This window comes from Protofrankia sp. Cr2 (assembly GCF_963555885.1).
Classification (GTDB): Bacteria; Actinomycetota; Actinomycetes; order Frankiales; family Frankiaceae; genus Protofrankia.
In genome coordinates this window covers 64,572-84,487 of the sequence record NZ_CAUVXG010000004.1, presented here as the reverse complement: position 1 = coordinate 84,487, position 19,916 = coordinate 64,572, and the positions used below count along the sequence as shown (strand labels likewise).

General features: G+C 65.8%; 21 protein-coding genes. 15 read left to right on the top strand and 6 right to left on the bottom strand.

What is annotated here, in order from left to right; translation table 11 throughout:
- Positions 1–526: 526 nt before the first annotated feature.
- From U9978_RS04100 to U9978_RS04090, 3 genes are all read right to left on the bottom strand, one after another.
- Positions 527–979, bottom strand: coding sequence for a DUF6542 domain-containing protein (locus U9978_RS04100; protein ID WP_322759674.1), 453 nt, complete (start codon positions 977–979; stop codon positions 527–529).
- A gap of 259 nt (positions 980–1,238) precedes the next feature.
- On the bottom strand, positions 1,239–2,624 hold the full coding sequence (locus U9978_RS04095; RefSeq protein ID WP_322759673.1) for a DNA recombination protein RmuC: 1,386 nt from the start codon (positions 2,622–2,624) through the stop codon (positions 1,239–1,241).
- A 133-nt stretch (positions 2,625–2,757) separates the two neighbouring features.
- Positions 2,758–3,138: a DUF4232 domain-containing protein gene (locus U9978_RS04090; RefSeq protein WP_322759672.1), complete on the bottom strand. Its 381-nt coding sequence runs from the start codon at positions 3,136–3,138 to the stop codon at positions 2,758–2,760.
- Between U9978_RS04090 and U9978_RS04085 the strand changes: the two genes are divergently transcribed.
- Together U9978_RS04085 and ychF are read left to right on the top strand one after the other, a co-directional pair.
- A complete protein-coding gene (locus U9978_RS04085) occupies positions 3,137–3,514 on the top strand; it encodes a hypothetical protein (RefSeq protein ID WP_322759671.1) in 378 nt (125 codons plus the stop codon). The two genes, U9978_RS04090 and U9978_RS04085, sit on opposite strands and share 2 nt — an antisense overlap.
- A 205-nt stretch (positions 3,515–3,719) precedes the next feature.
- Complete coding sequence (gene ychF, locus U9978_RS04080) at positions 3,720–4,796, top strand: redox-regulated ATPase YchF (protein WP_322759670.1); 1,077 nt, start codon at positions 3,720–3,722, stop codon at positions 4,794–4,796.
- Positions 4,797–4,859: 63 nt separating this feature from the next.
- On the opposite strand, the gene U9978_RS04075 is transcribed toward ychF, so the two are convergent.
- A complete protein-coding gene (locus tag U9978_RS04075) occupies positions 4,860–6,104 on the bottom strand; it encodes an ABC transporter substrate-binding protein (RefSeq protein ID WP_322759669.1) in 1,245 nt (414 codons plus the stop codon).
- A gap of 585 nt (positions 6,105–6,689) precedes the next feature.
- On the bottom strand, positions 6,690–6,998 hold the full coding sequence (locus tag U9978_RS04070; RefSeq protein WP_322759668.1) for a 4a-hydroxytetrahydrobiopterin dehydratase: 309 nt from the start codon (positions 6,996–6,998) through the stop codon (positions 6,690–6,692).
- A gap of 106 nt (positions 6,999–7,104) precedes the next feature.
- On the opposite strand from U9978_RS04070, the gene U9978_RS04065 reads away from it, so the two are divergent.
- The 13 genes from U9978_RS04065 (at position 7,105) to U9978_RS04005 (ending at position 19,505) form a co-directional block, all read left to right on the top strand.
- Positions 7,105–7,536, top strand: coding sequence for a (deoxy)nucleoside triphosphate pyrophosphohydrolase (locus U9978_RS04065; RefSeq protein WP_322759667.1), 432 nt, complete (start codon positions 7,105–7,107; stop codon positions 7,534–7,536).
- 248 nt (positions 7,537–7,784) lie between these two features.
- Complete coding sequence (gene typA, locus U9978_RS04060) at positions 7,785–9,626, top strand: translational GTPase TypA (RefSeq protein ID WP_322759666.1); 1,842 nt, start codon at positions 7,785–7,787, stop codon at positions 9,624–9,626.
- A gap of 1,151 nt (positions 9,627–10,777) precedes the next feature.
- Entirely contained in the window at positions 10,778–11,584 is an 807-nt protein-coding gene (locus U9978_RS04055) for an AfsR/SARP family transcriptional regulator (protein ID WP_322759665.1), read from the top strand.
- 74 nt (positions 11,585–11,658) lie between these two features.
- Positions 11,659–12,225 (top strand): RNA polymerase sigma factor, encoded by a 567-nt coding sequence (locus tag U9978_RS04050; protein WP_322759664.1) that lies wholly within the window; start codon positions 11,659–11,661, stop codon positions 12,223–12,225.
- Positions 12,222–12,908, top strand: coding sequence for a hypothetical protein (locus U9978_RS04045; protein WP_322759663.1), 687 nt, complete (start codon positions 12,222–12,224; stop codon positions 12,906–12,908). Before U9978_RS04050 ends, U9978_RS04045 begins: the two co-directional genes overlap by 4 nt.
- A 268-nt stretch (positions 12,909–13,176) precedes the next feature.
- Positions 13,177–13,509, top strand: a complete 333-nt coding sequence (locus U9978_RS04040) for a hypothetical protein (protein ID WP_322759662.1) — start codon at positions 13,177–13,179, stop codon at positions 13,507–13,509.
- A gap of 189 nt (positions 13,510–13,698) precedes the next feature.
- Positions 13,699–14,337 carry a hypothetical protein gene (locus U9978_RS04035; RefSeq protein ID WP_322759661.1) on the top strand — a complete coding sequence of 213 codons (639 nt, stop codon included), beginning with the start codon at positions 13,699–13,701 and terminating at the stop codon, positions 14,335–14,337.
- A gap of 5 nt (positions 14,338–14,342) precedes the next feature.
- Positions 14,343–15,371 (top strand): peptidoglycan-binding domain-containing protein, encoded by a 1,029-nt coding sequence (locus U9978_RS04030; protein ID WP_322759660.1) that lies wholly within the window; start codon positions 14,343–14,345, stop codon positions 15,369–15,371.
- Positions 15,372–15,376: 5 nt separating this feature from the next.
- Positions 15,377–16,078 (top strand): ABC transporter ATP-binding protein, encoded by a 702-nt coding sequence (locus U9978_RS04025; RefSeq protein WP_322759659.1) that lies wholly within the window; start codon positions 15,377–15,379, stop codon positions 16,076–16,078.
- Entirely contained in the window at positions 16,075–17,142 is a 1,068-nt protein-coding gene (locus U9978_RS04020) for a hypothetical protein (RefSeq protein WP_322759658.1), read from the top strand. The genes U9978_RS04025 and U9978_RS04020 overlap by 4 nt, the downstream gene beginning before the upstream one ends.
- A 245-nt stretch (positions 17,143–17,387) precedes the next feature.
- Positions 17,388–18,281 (top strand): N-acetyl-1-D-myo-inositol-2-amino-2-deoxy-alpha-D-glucopyranoside deacetylase, encoded by an 894-nt coding sequence (mshB, locus tag U9978_RS04015; RefSeq protein ID WP_322759730.1) that lies wholly within the window; start codon positions 17,388–17,390, stop codon positions 18,279–18,281.
- Between the two features lie 16 nt (positions 18,282–18,297).
- Positions 18,298–18,897 (top strand): DUF6113 family protein, encoded by a 600-nt coding sequence (locus tag U9978_RS04010; protein WP_322759657.1) that lies wholly within the window; start codon positions 18,298–18,300, stop codon positions 18,895–18,897.
- 110 nt (positions 18,898–19,007) lie between these two features.
- Positions 19,008–19,505 carry a flavin reductase family protein gene (locus tag U9978_RS04005; RefSeq protein ID WP_322759656.1) on the top strand — a complete coding sequence of 166 codons (498 nt, stop codon included), beginning with the start codon at positions 19,008–19,010 and terminating at the stop codon, positions 19,503–19,505.
- Between the two features lie 94 nt (positions 19,506–19,599).
- On the opposite strand, the gene U9978_RS04000 is transcribed toward U9978_RS04005, so the two are convergent.
- Positions 19,600–19,916: tetratricopeptide repeat protein (locus U9978_RS04000; protein WP_322759655.1), on the bottom strand; the 317-nt coding region annotated here is incomplete at its 5' end.

Sequence of the window (19,916 nt, the reverse complement as noted above, 5' to 3'; positions counted from 1 at the left end):
CCGAGAATTCCCGTGATCCGACAGTGATCCGGGCGTGGTCCGCTGGCGTGTGGTGGGGAGGCGGAGATGTCGCGGAGGTTGTTGGTTGTCGACGCGGTGATAGAGAAAACGAAGAAAAATATGTCGCCGGCCGCCCCGCCGGTGGCTTCGGCGGTCGGAGCGGCCCGTGGCAGCCGCCGTGTTCGGGCCGGCTCGGGTTGGTCAGTCGCGTCGGCGGGAGCGGACGCGAGAGAATGCCGGGCACGGACACAGTCCGCAGTCAGAGCCGCGGCGGTAATGTCGGTGATTGTCACGAAAATGGCCGCAGCGGCAGGTGACCCACCACATGCTCAGGCGTTCCCGCAGGTCGCGGGGCGCATTGCTCGGCACACTGGAAACGGTACCGGATATCCGTGGGCTGCTGCCCTGGCGTCGCCGACCGCTCGCGGCGCTTCCGGATCCGCTGCCGGGCTATGAGCGCTTCGCTGCGGGACTAGGTCTGATGGATCTTCGATCGCATCGACCAATATCATCCACCGAACAGGCTCTAACCGGCCGGCCGGTGGCGATTTCCCGGGGGATTGAGCGCCCGTTCGCGGTCGCGGCGGGCGACTCGGGCATGACGTGCCCGAACCGCCGCTATGAGGACGACGGCGAAAAATCCGATGAGAAGTACGGGGGCTCGTAGGATCAGATCGGAGCCGATACTGATTACCTTGCTCTTCATTCCGCCACCGGCGCCGCCGGATGTCGGCTGCGCAAATCCGATACCGATGGCGATCAGCGCATAAACGAGCGGCGGCGTGATAACGATGCCGAGAAGGTCGTCGGGATGTACCCGGGTGGCGGCCAGAACGCAGCCGGCGACGAACAGAACGCCGAATACGACTCCCAGGGCGCCGGCCAGGACCACGTCGATGGCCGCTCCCGCCGTTCCGGCAAGGAGGACCAGGAGCGCGGCTCCGAGCACGGTCAAGCCGCGCCGACTGCCCGTCACCACGGTGGGCGTTCCTGCTCCGCCTCGCCGCGGTTGAATCCGTCTGCGTTGTCCAGTCGTGCCCCCGGTCCGGCCGGGGGGACCGGCCGACGGGCGAGGCGGCGGCGAGCTCACCTGGGCAAGGTACCGCCCGGAGCTCGGCCGCGTGTCACCGGCGAGTTGTGTCACCCTGTGATACAGCCGTTGGCATTACTTTCGGTGTAGGTCTAGAAGCTTTGGAGCGACCGGCGACAGGGACGCGGCGTCCCTGTCGCCGGTCGCTCTACGCGCTCCTGGTTACCGGCGGCTCCTCGGCGCTGCCGACGAGTTCCGTCGCGGACAGGGCGCGTACGCCGGCTTCCACCCGCGACGGTGTGGGCAGCACGGTGTCCACCACCTCCATCGCGGCCAGCCGACGCGCCGGCACCAGGACACGGCTCTCCAACGATCCGACCGCGGCGTTGAAGTCGGTCACGGCCCGGCCGAGCGAACGGCCGAGCCTGTCGACGTGCTCGCCGAGGGTGCCAAGGCGGGTGTAAAGATCCCTGCCCAATTCGAAGATCTCCTGGCTGCGGGTGGTAAGCGCCTCCTGTGTCCATGCGTGGGCGACAGTCCGCAGCATCGCGATGAGGGTGGTGGGCGTCGCGATGATGACTTTCTTCCCGGCGGCGTGCTCCAGGAGGGCCGGGTCCTTCTCCAGCGCGGGAGCGAGGAACGCCTCGGCGGGTACGAACAGCACGACGAACTCCGGGCTGGTGGAAAACTGCCGCCAGTACGCCTTCGCCCCGAGCGCGTCCACATGGGCGCGCAGATGCCGCGCGTGGGCGCCGAGCCGTTCGTCGCGAGCGGCCTCGTCCGGTGCCTCGGTGGCCTCGAGGAACGCGACCAGGGGCACCTTCGCATCCACAATGATGTTCCGGTTGCCCGCCAGGTGAACGACCATGTCCGGTCGCCGCACGCCCTCATCACCGGTGACGGTGGGTTGTTCGGTGAAGTCGCAGCGGGCGATCATCCCGGCGACCTCGGCCACCCGACGGAGCTGCATCTCCCCCCACGCCCCTCGGGTCTGGGGTTTACGCAGGGCCGTGACCAGAGCGGCGGTCTGCGTTCGTAGGCCTTCGGATGCCTGCTGGACGCCCCGGACCTGCTCGACAAGGGTCGCGTACGCCTCGACGCGCGCGGTCTCCAGGTCCGCCAGCCGGTGCTCCATTTTTCCGAGCACCTCCCGCAGCGGGCTGACCAGATGCTCGACAGCTATCCGGCGTTGCTCGAGCTCGCCGGCGGCGTGTGCGCCGGCCTCCTGCAGGCGGATCGAGGCGAGCTCGAGAAACTGGCGGCTCGCGCTCTCCAACGCCCGTGCGGACAGGGCCTGGAACGACTCGGCCAGGCGCTGCTGGCTCTGCTCGACGAGGCTCAGACGTTCGACAGCGGATCGCCGTTCGTAGTCCAGGGCCGTACGCATGCCCGCGACATCAGCCTCGGCCAGTGCCGCCCGCTCCCGGGCGGTCTCTTCTGACCGCCGCAGCAACTCGCGCTCGCGGACGGCATGGTCGCGCTCGGCTGTCGCCGTCGCGACGCGGATGTCGCCGGCCCGGCGGCCCGCGGCGAAACCGCCGGCGACCCCCAGCAGCAGGCCGAAGAGGAAGAGCAGCACGCTCCCGACGTCCATGGTGGATAGGCAATCACGGACGTCCGACACTTTTTCGGCGGTGTCCTCGGCTGGCCGTCGGTGGGCCCGGCCACACGAGAAGATCCATGGTGGGTTCCAACGGTCGCTCGTCGTGCTGTTACTCGTAGTGCTGCTATTGGGCGATACCGCCGGCGTCGGCGCCGGCTACCAGCGGATGGATCTGAAACTCGCCGCAGAAGCTGAGTGCCCGGGTCAGTCGAAGGCTACGTGTCTCGTCCGGCGGCGTCACCGTGAGGCCGATGTAGTCCGGGCAACGGCCCTGGGTTCCCATTGAGACGACGGTCCACTCAAGGCCGGCGGAGGCGGTGCCGTTCGGCGCCAGCACGACCTGGGATCGTGGTGTCCCCGGGAAGATGGAGCCGACGGTGCTGCGGGCGGCATCGGCGGGGTGCTGGCCGCTGCTGTCGCGGGCGGCGACACCCGGATAACCGGCGAGCGCGCAGGGGGTCCCCGTCGTGTTCCTGAAGACGAGGACGAGGCCCTGATGGCCCATGCCGCCACCGCCGGCCGGCGCCACGGTGGACAGCGTCAGGCCCGGTGTGGCGCAGCGCGCCAGCGTGGCCGGCTTGCCCGCATCGGCCCCGCCCGTCGCGGCGTTCGTCGTTGTGCTCGACGTCGTTGTGCTCGACGTGGTTGTGCTCGACGTGGTTGTGCTCGACGTCGCGGTGCCGGACGACTGGCGCGCTGGAGCCGACCCGGCGACGGTCGGCGCTGACGTGCCCGCGGCACCTGCGGGACTGGAACTCGTGTCGCTGGAGCCCGCGCAGGCGACACTCGCGGTCGCACACGCGACAACGGCGACGACTTTCATCGACAACCGACTGCCGGCAAACCTCACGGCACCCAGGATGGCTCGTCGTTGGCGCTAACGATAGTCCTTTGATGTTGTCTATCAGTAGTCTTCACATCGTTTTATCCTTGATGTCGGATGGTTTGCCTGGCGAGCCGGGGCGCGAGCCGGCCGGCCGCACCCGCTCGGTCCGAGGTTCTGGTCGGGTCCGGGAGCCGACCCCCTGACCCTTCCGACCCGTCCGGATACCGCCGCTGCCGGCCCACCCCGTAGACTGCGACGTCATGGGCTTGTCGATCGGGATCGTCGGACTACCCAACGTCGGCAAGTCGACCTTGTTCAACGCGTTGACCCGCAATGACGTTCTGGCCGCGAACTACCCGTTCGCCACCATCGAGCCGAACGTCGGCGTGGTGGGCGTCCCGGATCCCCGCCTGGATCGGCTCGCCGAGGTATTCCGCAGTGCCCGCACGGTGCCGGCAACGGTCAGCTTCGTCGACATCGCCGGGCTGGTGCGCGGTGCCTCTGAAGGTCAGGGCCTCGGCAACAAGTTCCTTGCCAACATTCGCGAGTCGGACGCGGTCTGTCAGGTCGTTCGTGTCTTCTCCGACCCCGACGTCGTCCACGTCGACGGTCGCGTCGATCCGGCGGATGACATCGCCACGATCAACACCGAGTTGATCCTCGCTGACCTGCAGACCATTGACGCGCGTCTGCCCAAGCTGGAGAAGGAAGCGCGGGCCGACAAGGGCAGGCAGGCCATGCTGGTCGCCATGAGACACGCCCGGGAGGTGCTGGACGCGGGCCGCACCCTGTCATCCGATCCGGGTGTCGACCGGGCCGCGCTCCGGGAACTGTTCCTGCTCACCGCCAAGCCCTTCCTGTACGTGTTCAACGTGGACGAGGACGTCCTCGCCGATGACGGCCGGCGTAAGGAGCTCGCGGCGCTGGTCGCCCCGGCCGACGCGGTGGTGCTGTGCGCGAAGGTCGAGGCCGAGCTGACCGAACTTCCCGACGACGACGCCGCCGAGCTGCTCGATGCCCTCGGCCAGACCGAGAGCGGCCTGGCGCAGCTGGCCAGGATCGGCTTCCACACGCTGGGTCTGGCGACCTACCTCACGGCGGGGCCGAAGGAGGCACGGGCTTGGACGATCAAGGTCGGTGCGACCGCGCCGGAGGCGGCCGGTGTCATCCACACCGATTTCCAACGTGGGTTCATCAAAGCCGAGATCGTCTCGTTCGCGGACCTGATGGCGGCCGGGTCGATGGCCGCCGCCCGTGCGGCCGGTCGGGTCCGCATCGAGGGTAAGGACTACGTCATGGCCGACGGCGACGTCGTGGATTTCCGCTTCAACGTCTGACCCGCCCACGGTTGGTTGGGCGGGTCAGGAGCCCGTGCTGCCTCGCGTTACCGTCGTTGCGGGCTATTGACCCGACGCAGCTGACTGCCCGCAGAACGGTGCCGGCTGCTGGACGTCGAAGGCCGTGCCCTTGTTGTTGATCCGCAGGAAGGTATAGCACGGCGCGGCGTTCTGATACTTCGTCATGTCAGCAGGTGGTGTGACCAGGCCACCTGCGTCGTAGTTGCGGACCTGTCGCAGCTCGTTGATGAAGGACTGGCGGGTGGGGCAGGCGCCCGCGGCCTGGAGTCCGCGGATGAACATGTCAGCGGTGATCCAACCGCTGAGGGCGACGCTCTGCGTCGGTGGTTGGAGCTGTGGGGCGTAGGCCGTCATCCCGGCGATGAACGCCTTGTGAGCGGGCAGGTTCTCCTCGAAGGGCGCGACGTTCACGAACACGTAGGTCCCGGCGAGTTGGGAACCGTACTTGGTAAGCACTGCCTGGTCGTACCCGGACGGGGACATCGAGACCCGTATCGGGATCTGTGCCCGGTTGACTGCGGCAGTGATGTTGGTGAAGGCGTCGACTGTCAGCGCCCCGGTGAGTACGTCGACACCGTAGCTCTTGATCCTTGCAGCGATCGCGGCAGGGTCCGTCCCGGTCACTGAGATCTGTTCGGTGTAGACCACGTCGATGCCCGCGGCCTTCATACTCTCGGTCATCTTCTGGGCGAAGATAGCCGATGCCTCACTGAACGCGATGCGGAGCACCGCGGCCTTCTTACCGCCCAGGTTTTTTGCGAATGTTCCCCACGTCGTCGGTGCCGGGCCGTCGGTGAGGTAGTTCGACCAGGTGAACATGTTGTCGTTCTTGCTCCAGAGGGTTTCCGCCGAGAAACCGATCACTGGGATGCCGTTCGTGTGCAGGTAGTCGACTGAACCGGAAACGACGTTGCTCGCCTCGAAGACGCCGAAGACCTGTGACCTTTCGATGAGCCCGGTTGCCACGGCACGGTTCGTGGCCGGGTTGGAGCCGTCGTCCGCCCAGTCGTAGGCGAGCTGACGACCATGTACGCCGCCCTTGCTGTTCTCCACGCCGAACCTCGCGTCGACACCGGCCCGGAAATCGGCGAACTGCGGTGCCGCGGGACCCGAAGAAGGGAAGATCATCCCGACGTTGGCCGCGGTCGGACTGATCCCGGGAGTCGAGCAGTTCGTGTTTGCCGAGGCGCTTGGTGCGTCGCCGCTGCCACCGCCGCAGCTCGCGGCCAACACAACGGCGACAACAGCCATGACCGGCCGCCGACCAAACGGAATGCGATGCCGCACGGCAAGCCTCCACGAGCCGAGGATGTCTCGTCGCGCTGATCCAGCGTGGCGCTGGGGCGACCTGCATAAGATCAAAATGATCGTTAGATCAACTAGAATATATAATTCATATCACTTAGTTGCGATCAGTTGTTCGGGGGGTGCCCAGGTCAGGGCCTTGTTGGTCCGGAGGTACGGTCGCAACTGGGGCGCGGTTCGGTCGCCTGCGATCGCTCCGAGCGGTGCTGGTCGTGAGATTGATCGCAATACCCGAGGCGTACCGGTCACGCTGGTGCGGGCCTCTGCCAGGCGTTCGGTCAGTTTTTGTCGGACTAGCTCCGAATGCTGCTATGTGTCACCGACGGGATGCCTGCGCGTGACGCGGACGCATACAGAGCAGAATCAAACGGCATAACACCGAATATCTGTGACCAAGCTGGCGATACAGGGAGAACCGGACGCGGCCGACGCTGCCTCCGGTCGGTTCCGGGTCGCGTTGACACAAAAGGTGACACAATGCCGACCGTCCGGTGGGGCGGGTATCCACGACGTAGCGCGCCCGGCACGGCGCGGATCAGTGATGTTACTGATTTTCTGGACGCGAACCTACTGAGCCGGGTCCGCAATGCCGTGTTGACGCAGGACGTCGGAGATCCGGGATGCGAGCACGATGTCGAGGTCCGTGACGCCGCCTTGTGAATGCGTCCAGACTGTGAAGGTTGTCACACTGTTCGCTCGGTCGACGACGGGGTGATGGTTCATTCTGTTCGCCACGATCGAGATTTTCTCGATCGCTTCCGCAGAGATCTCATCGTCCATAGTGACCTTACGCACAATTGTTGATGTGTCACCGGTCCAGCCCGGTAGCTCGCCGAGCGCCTCGGTAACCTGGTCCGCCTCCAGTTTGGTGGGCATGAAATGGCCTCCGTCCGGTTTGCCGGGCGCCTTCGGTGGCCGTCACCCGGATGCTGCGGGCACTCCTCGCGACGGGGAAACCCCCGCCGCTACAGTGTGGTCGGTCATGGGGGAGTCAGGCATCTCGCGGGTCGTGGTGGCCGCAGCACTTGTCGATGCCCGGGGTCGCGTGCTGGCGTGCTGCCGGCGTGGGCCGCCCGAGCTCGCCGGCGGCTGGGAGTTCCCCGGCGGTAAGATCGAACCGGGCGAGGACGAGATGAGCGCGCTGGCGCGCGAGTGCCGCGAGGAGCTCGGCGTCGACATCGAGGTGGGTGCGTTCCTCGGCGAGGTTGCGCTGCCCGCGGTCGGCTGGGTGCTGCGGGTGTGGTTCACCCGAATCATCGGCGGCGAGCCGCGTCCGATCGCGCATTCGGCATTGCGGTGGCTCGCGTCGCACGAGCTTGACGACGTACCGTGGCTTTCGCCTGATGTTCCGCTGGTCGAAGATCTTCGCGACAAGCTGGCGGCGGGCACTTCGGGGGTATGGGGTGATACGTAACGTTAACGGATGGTGTTGATAAGTAAACCTTCCGTTGATTTTCAGTGTGCGGTCTCCCGGGTCCGTACCATGGGGGCAGACCTCGCCAGAGGCGAGCCGGAACGGGCCGATCTACTGCTGCCTGTGCCCGGCACGTGGGCTGTCCCGTCGGGCCGGATCCAGCGGCCAGCGTCATGATGTCAGCACCATCTGTCCAGTAACACCAGCCCCGGGGCCGCTGCCCCACGTCCGTACCGGAGTCCGCCACCGTGTCCGTCCGCGCCGACCTGCGTAACGTCGCGATCATTGCCCACGTCGACCATGGCAAGACAACCCTCGTCGACGCGATGCTGCGGCAGTCCGGCGCCTTTGGTGACCATGCCGAGGCCACGGATCGTGTCATGGACTCGATGGATCTTGAACGCGAGAAGGGCATCACGATTCTCGCGAAGAACACCGCGGTTCAGCACGGCGACGTCACGATCAACATCGTTGACACCCCCGGCCACGCGGACTTCGGCGGGGAGGTCGAGCGCGGTCTGTCCATGGTCGACGGTGTCGTGCTGTTGGTCGACGCGAGCGAGGGTCCGCTGCCGCAGACCCGGTTCGTCCTGCGTAAGGCGCTGGAAGCCCGACAGCCGGTCATTCTGGTCATCAACAAGGTGGACCGCTCCGACGCCCGGATCGCCGAGGTCGTCGACGCGACCTACGAGCTCTTCCTCGACCTGGACGCGGACGAAACCCAGATCGACTTCCCGATCGTCTACTGCAACGCCAAGGCGGGGCGGGCCTCGCTGAACCGGCCGCAGGACGGCGACAACCCCGACTCGCCCGACCTCAAGCCGTTGTTCGACGTGTTGCTTGAGTCGGTCCCGATGCCGGCCTATGACCCGCAGGCGCCCTTGCAGGCGCTGGTCACCAACCTCGACGCCTCCCCCTACCTCGGCCGTCTCGCGCTGTGCCGGGTGCACAACGGGACGCTTCGCCGTGGGCAGAGCGTGGTGCTGTGCCGGGCGGACGGCCGCACCGACCGGGTGAAGATCAGCGAGCTGCTGGTCACGAAGGCGCTGGAGCGGGTGCCGGGCGAGGAGGCCGGACCGGGCGACATCATCGCCATCGCGGGCATCCCGGATATCATGATCGGTGAGACGCTGGCCGATCCCGAGGACCCTCGGCCGCTGCCTGTGATCACCGTGGACGAGCCGTCGATCAGCATGACCATCGGTATCAACACCTCGCCGCTCGCGGGCAAGTCCGGGACGAAGCTGACCGCGCGGCTGCTGCGCAACCGGTTGGATGCCGAACTGGTCGGCAACGTCTCCATCCGCGTGCTGCCGACCGAACGCCCCGACACCTGGGAGGTCCAGGGTCGCGGGGAGCTGGCACTGGCGATCCTGGTCGAGCTGATGCGCCGCGAAGGCTTCGAGCTGACCGTCGGCAAGCCCCAGGTCGTTACCAAGGAGGTCGACGGAAAGCGGCACGAACCGGTGGAGCGGCTCACCATCGACGCACCCGAGGACTATCTCGGGACGCTCACCCAGCTGCTCGCGGTGCGCAAGGGCCGGCTCGAGGAGATGGTCAACCACGGCACCGGCTGGATCCGGATGGAGTACCGGGTGCCGGCCCGCGGGCTCATCGGCTTCCGGACGGAGTTCCTGACCGAGACCCGCGGCACCGGGCTGATGCACCACGTCTTCGACTGCTACGAGCCCTGGTTCGGGGAGCTGCGTACCCGCGGGACGGGTTCGATGGTGGCCGACCGCACCGGCGTGGCCACCGCGTACGCCCTCTACAACCTCGGCGAGCGCGGCACCCTTTTCGTGGGTCCGACCACCGACGTCTACGAAGGAATGATCGTCGGGGAGAACTCGCGCGCCGACGACATGGACGTGAACCCCACCAAGGAGAAGAAGCTCACCAACATGCGGTCCTCCACCGGGGACGAGCTGGTGCGCCTCACCCCACACCGGCAGCTGTCCCTGGAGCAGGCGCTGGAGTTCTGCCGTGAGGACGAGTGCGTGGAGGTCACTCCCGGGCCGGTCCGGATGCGCAAGGTCGCGCTGACCGCGGCGGAACGCGAGAAGCTCCGGTCCCGTCGCCGCACCAACTGAGCGGATCCAGGAACGGGGACCCGGCGGCCTACCTCGGAAGGATCTCCGGCGCGGCGCACGGCCCACACACGGCACGAGTGGAAGGCAGACGTACATCCGGTGTCCGATTTGCGGTTTTCTGGGATGTCAACCTTCCACTCGTCACGGCGGTACAGCTGACAGCACAAGGATCTTCTTGCCGCGGCGATCAACGTTGCCCGGTGAACCCCTGGGGACGGGCTGCGTCACCGTTGCGTGTGTCGACCCGTAGGGTCGTGGATGTGATTGCTACCACTGGGGAGACCGGGTCCGGGCCGCGCTCCGCTTGAGGCGAAGGTGGCGGCCATGCGGGCGCATGCCACCCAGATGACGACGGATGGTTTTTTCTTCGCGCCGGACGCTGCCGGCGGTGTCAGCCACTGCCCAGCTCCTCGGCCCTTCCGAGCTGCGACTTCTCTGGCTGGTGAGAGTCGGTCGGGCTTGATCCAAGGAAGCGTGGCTCTTCCGAATGCATCGCGCCACATATTTTGACGGTTTTATACAGAAGTAATATATATCACGTATCGCTGTCTGTTTATACCTTTTCTCCTACCGTGGTGTCATCTTCTTCCACGAAGAGAGAGGGTGATATTACGATAAGTTATGGATCTTCCGTTTGGCCCATGATGGCGATCTTGATTACCGCGTTGACGGTTGCTGTGTGTAGTCGGGTACTTGCCTTGTCCGCTCCGGCCAAAGACCCCAGGTAGACCGTCGAGCGGTCGCTCGCCATCGATACCGCTGCCGTAGATGCACGGGTCACCCGGGGCACGGCGGTGTCGGGTGCCCAGCAAGAGCCCTGGGGGCGACAGCAGCGGCGAAATGCCCAGGAAGCATCCGTGTGAAGCAGGCTGTGGGTCAGGTTGTGTGTGATGTCCCGACCGAGTCGGGGTACCCGTGCATCGCGCAGCTATGGACGGGGAGCGATGGCGCGAGGTGCGTGCCCCGGTCCCGCGACGTCGCGTCCCTATTGCCGGTCGCTCATATTTACATCGCCCTTAACGGCAACCGGAACCGTCCGAGAATCCGGGCCGGATCGCTTCAACGCCTACCAGGTGGAATATCACGGAGGGTGAGGACGTAAACCGACCGTAAAAGGATCTTCGGGACCGCACAGCGTGGGGGCAGGAAGAATGGTTGAGACAATGGCGCCTTCAATCAAGATTCATTTACTTGGCCCGACTGCTGTCGAGATACCTGGTGGGTGGTACGGCGGGTTATCGCCTCAGCTGCGTAAGGTGTTGGCCGTACTGGCTGTGACTAGGAAAGTTCCGCTGTCTGCCGAGCAGATCGTGAAGCGCGTCTGGAACGGTGAGGCGCCGGAGAGCGCCGTGCAGATGGTACGGAACCACATCCGAGCGCTTCGCCAGCTCTCCGGGACGTTCGAACGGGATGTCGTGGAGCGTAGCCACGCCGGATATCAGCTCGCCGCGGTCGGCCTCGAGATCGATGCGGAACAGTTCAGATCGCTGCTGCAGGAGGGCAGACTGCTCCGTGCCGCCGGCCATCCGGCCGAGGCGGTACGCGCATTGGAGCGGGGTCTTGGTCTGTGGCACGGCCTGGAAGCGTTGGTTGACGTGCGGGATGTCCCCGATCTACGGGTCGAGGCTGTCGGGCTGGAGGAGTTGCGGTTCCAGGCTGAGGAGATGATTGCGGAAGGGTATATCGCCTTGGGACGCTCGGCGGATGCTCTTCCGATTCTCCGGGCGATGACCATGATGCATCCGTCGCGGGAGTGGCCATGGTTGCAGCTGATGGTCGCGCAGGCGTTGATCGGTCGGCGGATAGAGGCGTCCGGCGAAACCTACCGGCGGGCGCGGCACCATCTGGTGGATCAGACCGGCCTGGACGCTCCCCTGCTGGCCCAGGTCCACCGGGCACTGCTCTGCGGCATCGATGGCCATGACCTCATCATTATGATCACACACAGGGAACGATGATCTACTGGACAGGCCCTGGTCCCCTGGGGTGGAAATGCCGGCCCTCCCCGCGACATGTAGAGGGTGTCACCGCTGTGAAGGACGAGGGGAGGCGCGTACTCGTGGACGAGGAACGGACGGCTTGTTTCGAAGCGCTCTATGCCGCCACGTTCAAGCACATCCTTGGCTACGCCCTGCGCCGATGTGACTGTCCGCAGGACGCCGCCGATGTGGTGGCGGAGACCTTTGCCATCACCTGGCGCCGAATGGACGCCGTGCCGCTCGGGGACCAGGCCCGACTCTGGCTGTACGGCGTCGCCCGCAACGTGCTGGCCAACCATCGGCGCGGGATGGCCCGCCGACAGCGCCTGTCGGTGGCGCTTGCCGCGGAGGTCGCCGATCTGTACGAGCCGAGCGCTGAAGACAGCGCGCAACTCAGCACGATCAGCCAGATCTTCCGGGATCTACCGGAGGTGGACAGGGAGCTCCTCTCGCTCGTCGCATGGGAGGGACTGGATCGCGGCGAGATCGCCACGGTGCTGGGTTGTTCGCGTAATGCCGTACGGATTCGTCTGCATCGGGCGCGCAAGCGCTTTGGCCAGGAGCTCGCCAGGGCCGGCGAGTCACCGGGCCGACCAGCGATGGCAGGGAGATCGCAATGATGGATGCACGGAACGCTGAACGGCAGGTGGCCCGGCTGGCACGGGTGCGGGACGAGGAACTGAACGGTCTGAACTCCGGCACGGCCGCGCGGACGCTACTGGCATCCATCGTGGCTGACCAGGTCCATCCGTGCGATCCGCAGCCGCGCCGCAGGCTGGCTGGGTGGCAGCCACGCAGACTGGTGCTGGCGGCCGCTGCCGTGATCGCTATGACCGTCGCCGGTGTGGTCGGTCTGAGTCTGCTGCAAGACGGGATGGGCAATGCGACGTCCTACGCCAACTCCGCCATCGAAGTCACGCGGGAGAGGGATTTCTTCGTCGCCCGGATCAAGGACCCGCTTGCCGATCGCGACAAGTATGTCGAAGCGTTCCGTGCGGTCGGCAAGGACGTACGGATCGAACTGGTTCCGGTCTCCCCGAGGCTGGTAGGCCAGCGGCTCCAAGCGAGCGGTGGATCCGGCCAGATGTCCAGCGAGCTGGTCAGCTCCGGCCCGAACCCGGCGGACTGCGAGTTGAAGCCCGCTAGTTGCACGATGGTGATCCGTATCTCCGCGGAAACCACTGGAACGGTCCGGTACACGCTGGGCAGAGCGGCGCAGCCGGGCGAGGCGTATTGGGACCCGGACATCGATGCCGGCATGCCGCCCGCGCCCCATGAGATCAGCGGTGGCTCGGGGAGATGACGGTCTTGCGCTGCGCCGATCACGAGTGGAAAGCCGTTGGACCGGGCGCCAGGTCGTCGCACACTGGAGGGACGCTTCGGCCTACCGAATGGAGTCAGCCGAGTGCGTACGGCTTCTTATGTGGCGCTTATGTCGAGAATTATGAGGATGACCGATGCTCCTCGAGGGGCGGAGGTGGCCCAAGGCGAAGTTGGGCCACCTCTCGCCCGACTGTAGAGGCACCGCTGGTCCGGGACACCGGAGCGGCGCCACACGAGGGGAGCATTGGATGTCTGCGACATCAGCCACCAGAAGCCTCAAGCCGAGGCTTCGTACCAAGATGGGGATGGGACTGGCCACCGTCGGTCTGCTGGTCGGCACCGTCGGGGCCAGCGTCGTGGTGGCCGGTCCGGCACAGGCGGCATGTGCCTCCGACGCACGGAAAGCCGATTTCTGGTCATCCTGGGCGGAAGCTCACACAGAGGACTGCTCATACTGGAGCAACTCCTACGCGCAACACGGATCGAGAAGCATCTGGTCCGGCTGGTACAGCGCATGGTCGAGGGCTTCGGCGGACAGCGGCGTATCGACCAGCCACTCCGCGAAGAACGTTTTCTCCTAGTAGGCCGGTGATCGTAGGCCATGGCCACGCGATAGGCGCGGTATTCACGTGCTTTCGTGGCCATGGCCTGTTCGTATGCCCGGGTCGGTTGGGCTACGGTCATGATGGCGGTCACCTTCCCCCTGGCCTTCGTGGGGGCCGTAAGAAAGTAGATGGGAACAGGGGATGAGGTTGACCAGGATCTGGCTGGTGATGCTCGCCGCGGTGCTGTTCGGCGTTTCGGCGTGTGCCATTGAGTCGAAAACCGAAGCGATGCCGAAACAAGGAACGGGGGAGCGCATGAAGCCCCTGGTGGACCAGTTCAAGGACGCCCGTGCTCGGGCCAAGTCGGATTTTGAGCGAGCGGCGCTGGACCGGGCGATTGAGACAGGAAAAATTGACCCGGCGGACTACGAACAGGCGTTCAGTAGATATCGTCAGTGCGCGCAGGACGCCGGACTCAAGGAGACGTATACCAAGCTTTCGAACGGCATCTACCGGGTCACCCCACCATCAGACATCGGATCCGCAGCCAAGGACGTCGACGCCTATGCGAACGTCATGAAAGATTGTGCTGCGAAGGCAGGCTTGATAAGCCTCGAAGCCCTGTACAGAACACAGGTCGACAATCCCGATCTGCTGGCTGATCCCAAGCTGGTGGTGGTGCGGTGTCTGATCAAGGCCGGTCTTGTACCAGCGGACTACAGCACGCAAAAGCTCACCACGTTCCTGAACAGCGACATGGAACAGAACACCGACTTCGACCCGATGAACGCCGAGGCGCAGAAATGCCTGACGGCCGGCGGGATAGCGATCAGCATCGACCGGGGACAGAAAGGCGGCAGCTGATCTTGGTGAAGGGTCGGTCCGTCGGTACGGCAGTGCTCGCCGCCGTCACCCTGCTCAGCATGGGTGGAGCGACGGGGTTTCTCCTTCGTCCCGTGGCCGCACCGCAGGAGCTTCGGGCTGCGACGGAGGTGACGTCCGCACCTGTCGGCCATGAGGAGTTCGCCGATGAGCACACGGTGAAGATTTCTCTCAAGAGATCGTCCGCACCGCCCCTGGTCGTAGGTTTCGACGGTCGGGTGACGGCGGTCTCCTGTAAGGCGGGTGAGGCGCTGAAGTCAGGCCAGACCGTGGCCCGGATCAACAACACCCCGCTGATCGGGCTGGCCACCTCGGCGCCGCTTTACCGGAACCTGAGCCAGGGTCATAAGGGCGACGACGTCAAGGCACTTCAAACCGAACTGATCCGTCTCGGATACGGCGTCAAAGCGGACGGGACCTTTGACGGCCGAACGGTGATGGCCGTGAAGGAGTTGCAGAAGGCTGCCGGAGTCGATCGCCCCGATGGAACGATCACGTCCGGACAGATTCTCTGGCTGCCTGCCTCCGCAGTGGTACCGGACTCATGCAAGCTGGTCCTGGGTGCGTATGTGTCATCGGGCCAGACGTACGCTGAGGTTCCTGCGCAGCTGATATCGATCATCGTCAATCCGATGCCGGCGAACGTCGTCGACGGTGAGCGGGCCATTCAGGTGATGGGTGTCACGGGACCGCTTGACAAGGATGGTACCGCCACGGATGCGGAGTTTCTCGGAAAGGTGGCCGGCACCCGGGAGTATCGCCTTCTTGAGGCAGGCGACAAGGAGCCCGAACTGACCGCGGTCATCACGTTGAAAGATCACCTTCAGACGCTGAGAATGCCACCGGGAGCTTTGTTCGACGTCGACCGCGACAGCGGGTGTGTCCAGTCTGGTGCGAAGGCATACCCCGTGAAGATCGTTGGATCGAGGCTGGGTGTGACGCTGGTGGTGCCGACGGGTGATGCGTCAGCCCACGTCAACCTCGGCGCGTCGATCACTGTGGACTCGTGCGGGTGAGGTCTGTGGCTGATACCGGGAAACTCGTCAGGGGCATCGGGCTCGGGCATCGTTTTCCTGGGACGGCTCATTTGTTCACCGGCCTCGACTTCGAGCTGCGCCCCGGGCAGATCGTGGGTCTGTGCGGCCCGTCCGGATCCGGGAAGTCGACGCTGCTTTCAATACTGGCCACCTGGGTCGTTCCCACGGAGGGCACGGTGGAGATGACCGGCGTCGAACGCACCGGCTGGGTCTTCCAGAATCCGTTCGGCGTGCCCGGCCGTACGGCACTTGATCACGTATGTTTGCCGCTGCTTGCCCTGGGGCAGTCCCGCCGCTGCGCGGAACTACAGGCGATGGATGTGCTGGCGAGCTTCAAACTGGTGAAAGCGGCGCGTCAGGCGTTCCGTGACTTGTCCGGCGGTGAGGCGCAGCGGCTCATGCTCGCCAGGGCGATCTGCTCCGCGCCCGACCTGCTTCTTGTCGACGAGCCGACGGCCCAGCTCGACATCATCACGGCGGCGACGGTAAACGAGACGCTGGGCGCCGTCGCTCGGGACGGCACGATCGTAGTGATCGCAACCCATGATCCGCATACCCGGGATGCGTGCACCCAGGTTATCGATCTGTCCGTGACGGCTTTGCGCGAGAAGAACGACAAGAGCGACATGGAGGGGCACAACGGGGCGTGGTCCCTTGACGACGCGCGCGGTGAGGCGGGCCTTTGAGGCTGCGATCGATCCTCTCCGAGGCGTACCGGAACATCGTCACAGGCACAACCCGTGCCCTACTCCTGGGGATCTTCCTGGCAGCGATCAGCGCCGGCCTGGCGATCGTCGACGCCCGGTCCATCATCGACATTGAACAGAAGGCCGACGATTTCGTCTCCTCTGGAGGGTCCGTGCGGGTGATGGTCGCACGGGAGAGCATCGATGCGGCGGCGTGCGAACGGCTCAGCGCGATTTCGGGGGTCCGCTCGGCGGGAGCGCTCAAGGAAACCGACGCCGTCGTGCTGCGGGTGATGATCGCTAACCCTATACCGGCCTACGTGGTGACACCCGGTCTCATCGAAGTCCTGGGCGGCAACGCGGCCACCCGCGCGGGGGCGTGGCTGCCCGCGCAACTGGCAAAAACCCTGGGGGTGCAGCCAGGGCAGGAGCTGGTGACCACCGCGGGAACGTTGTCGGTGGCAGGAATCTACGATTATCCGGATGACGGCCGCGACAGTCGACTGAATTACGCGGCGCTGCTCCCGCAGCTGGCGACAGGCGTTTTCGACGAGTGCTGGGCGGAGGTCTGGCCCCTCTCCAAGACGAGGGACCATCTCCTCTACTCGGCACTCACGGTGGACGTGAGTTCGACGGATCCGGTCATCATCGGCCAGCTCAACACCAGCCGCGGGACGCAGTTCGACGGTGTGGGGGCATTCACCGGCCGACCCACGCGGTACGGGCTGGCCGGTTGTGGGCTGGCCGGACTGATACTGGGATTCGTCGCGATCCGGATGCGGCGGCTGGAGATCGCTGCGGCGCTCCATCTCGGCGAGTCCCGCTGCGCTCTCCTTGCCTCACTACTGATTGAGACCGCCGTATGGTCGTTCAGCGCGTTCATCCTCGCCGCCTGCGCCCTGGTGTTCGGCGTCATCCCGCGGAATACCGCTGCTTCCATGAATGTCTACATCATCGATATCTGTGGTCCGGCCGCTGCGGCGCTCACCGCACTCGTCGGGACGGTATTGGCTTCTTTCACGATCCAGGAGAAATACCTATTCGGCTACTTTAAAAGCCGTTAGGTTTCCGCCTTTCTGCTGGTCATGCTGCCGCAGTCTGATCATGTGGATGTCGTGTTCGGGATACGTAGGCCGGCGCCGGTCAGCATGAATTCCTCTTCGGACGATCTCCGTTCATCCTCGCAGCGTGTGGATGCCGGGCTGCGTCACTGTCGCGTGCGTCGACCCGTAGGGTCGTGGATGTGACTGCTACCACTGGGGAGACCGGGTCCGGGCCGCGCTCCGCTGAGCTACCGGCACGACGGGTGCTGTTCGTGCACGCCCACCCCGACGACGAGGTGATCGGAACCGGGGTGACCATGGCGTCCTACGCTGCCGATCCAGACACCCACGTCACCCTCGTCACCGCCACGCTGGGAGAGATGGGCGAGGTACTGGTCCCGGAGATGATCAACCTGCGGGCGGACCGAGGCGACCAGCTCGGTGGGTACCGCATCGGCGAGTTGGCGCGCTCCTGTGCGGCACTCGGCGTCTCCGACCATCGCTTCCTCGGTGGGCCGGGTCGGTGGCGTGACAGCGGCATGATGGATACGCCCGGAAACGACGATCCGCGCTGCCTGTGGCGCGCGGATCTCGATGAGGCGACCGCGGCGCTGGCGACGATCGTCCGCGAGGTCCGCCCGCAGGTGCTGGTCACCTACGACAGCAACGGTGGATACGGGCATCCCGACCACATCCGTGCGCACGAGCTGACCATGCGGGTGTTCGATGCGGCTGCGGATCCGTCCTTCGCACCGGAGGCCGGCTCGCCGTGGCAGCCGGTGAAGCTGTACCACACCGCGATTCCGCGATCGATGATCCAGATTGGGATCGACTACTTCCGCTCGAAGGGCGCCGGGCAGGAGCTGTTCGACGGTGTGGAGTCGGCGGAAGATGTACCGATGGCGGTATCGGACGACGTCGTGACCACCGAAGTCGCCTCACCCGTTCACTTTGAGGCGAAGGTGGCGGCCATGCGGGCGCATGCCACCCAGATGACGACGGATGGTTTCTTCTTTGCGCTGGCCGACGGGGTCGGGCATCGTGCCTGGGGTACCGAGTACTACATCCTCGATCGGGGTGAGCGCGGACCGGGTGTCGGGCCGTACGGGCGCGAGACCGATCTGTTCGCCGGGCTCGACTTCGCCGGGCTCGACCGCTGAAGGATTTTTTTCGACGATGTCTGATCATCTGCGCCGGACACCGCCGGCGGCGTCAGCCACGGCGGCCGCCGTCGATCTCGGCGGGGACGGGGACGTGAGCGGCGACGACAACGTGAGCGGCGACGACAACGTGAGCAGAGGCGTGAGCCAGGGTCGGGGCGTGTACGAGGGCAGCGGTGTTGCCGATGGCGAACCGTCCAGGCTCTTCCTGGGGCCGGCCTACACGGTCGGCTGGCTGGCCGGTCTTGCGCTCGGTTTCTACGGCGTGTTCCTCGTCCCGGTGGGCCCGCGTCCCGGCGGGATCCTGCTGTCGGTCGGAGTGGTCCTGGCACTGGTCGGAAACGTCGGGGTGGCGACGCTGGTGCGGTGGCTCACCGGCACCCGCCTTGGCGCTATGATCGTTCTTGCGGGCTGGATTCCGGTCGTGTTGTTGTTCGCCAGCTCGCGTCCTGAAGGTGATCTCATCCTGCGGGCGAGCACCACCGGATATCTCTTTCTGGTCATCGGCGCGATTGCCCCGGTTGTCGTCGCGATGCTCGGCTCGCCGCGTCGCGGGCTGTCAGTTATTCTGGCGTCACAGTCCGACTCCAGGCCCGACTCCAAGCCCGGGTCCTGACGGGAGGCATATCCGCGTCCGCGGAGAAATCGCGGCAGGCTCGGATGTGGCTGCCGTCACGACCGAGCCAGAAGTGACGTGTCAGTGCTCCACGGGAGTAGCGTGTTCGCGTGGCCGTCGATCCGGACGCCTTCCGCCGGGCGGTCGGGCGTTTCGCAACAGGTGTCACGGTTATCACCACCGTTCTCGACGGTCAGCCGTTCGCGATCACCGCGAACTCGTTCACATCCGTGTCGCTCGACCCGCTGTTGGTGCTCGTCAGCGTCCGCAAGACGTCTCGCTTTCACGCGCCGGTTCTCGGCGCGGGCGTCTGGGGCGTTTCCGTGCTCGCCGCCGACATGCAGGACGCGTCCCGTTTCTTCGCCAGCCAGAACCGGCACGACGCGGCGACCCTCTTCGAGAACTGGAAACACTCCGTCGGGTCAGTGACCGGTGTGGTCCTCTTGGACGACGCGCTCGCGGCCTTCGAGTGTCGGACGGTGCTCACCTACGAGGGTGGTGACCATACGTTGCTACTCGGTGAGGTCGTGGCGTTGGACGGATCCGGCCGTGACGTACCGCCCCTGCTGTTCTACGAGGGGATATACCGGGCGCTGGCTGCCGACTGATCCGCTCAGGCGGCAACTCCGCCGGTCGGAGCCTGGCCGAATGCCGGCCCCCCGGCCCCCCTGGACCCGGACCAGGCCCGGGGCACATCCACCGTCAGTTCAGGCGGGCGCGGGCGGCGCGTGCAGCCTCGCGGGCCGCGGCGGCCGCGGCCGGCTCCGGGGACGCGACCGCGTCGGCGAAGGCCGCCAGATCGTCGGCGCCGCCGCGGAAGTCACCGAGGCGGGCGCGCAGCTCTCCTCTTTCCCGGAGCAGGTGGGTCGGATGGTGGGGCAGCAACAGGGACAGTTCGACGGCCCACAGGCGGGTCGCGTCAGCCTCCGACCGTGCCGCCCAGACCCGGATGTTGCCCAGCACCCGCATGAGCAGGTCGTTCGCATTCATCGGTTCGAGATGGGATCGGGTGAACGCCA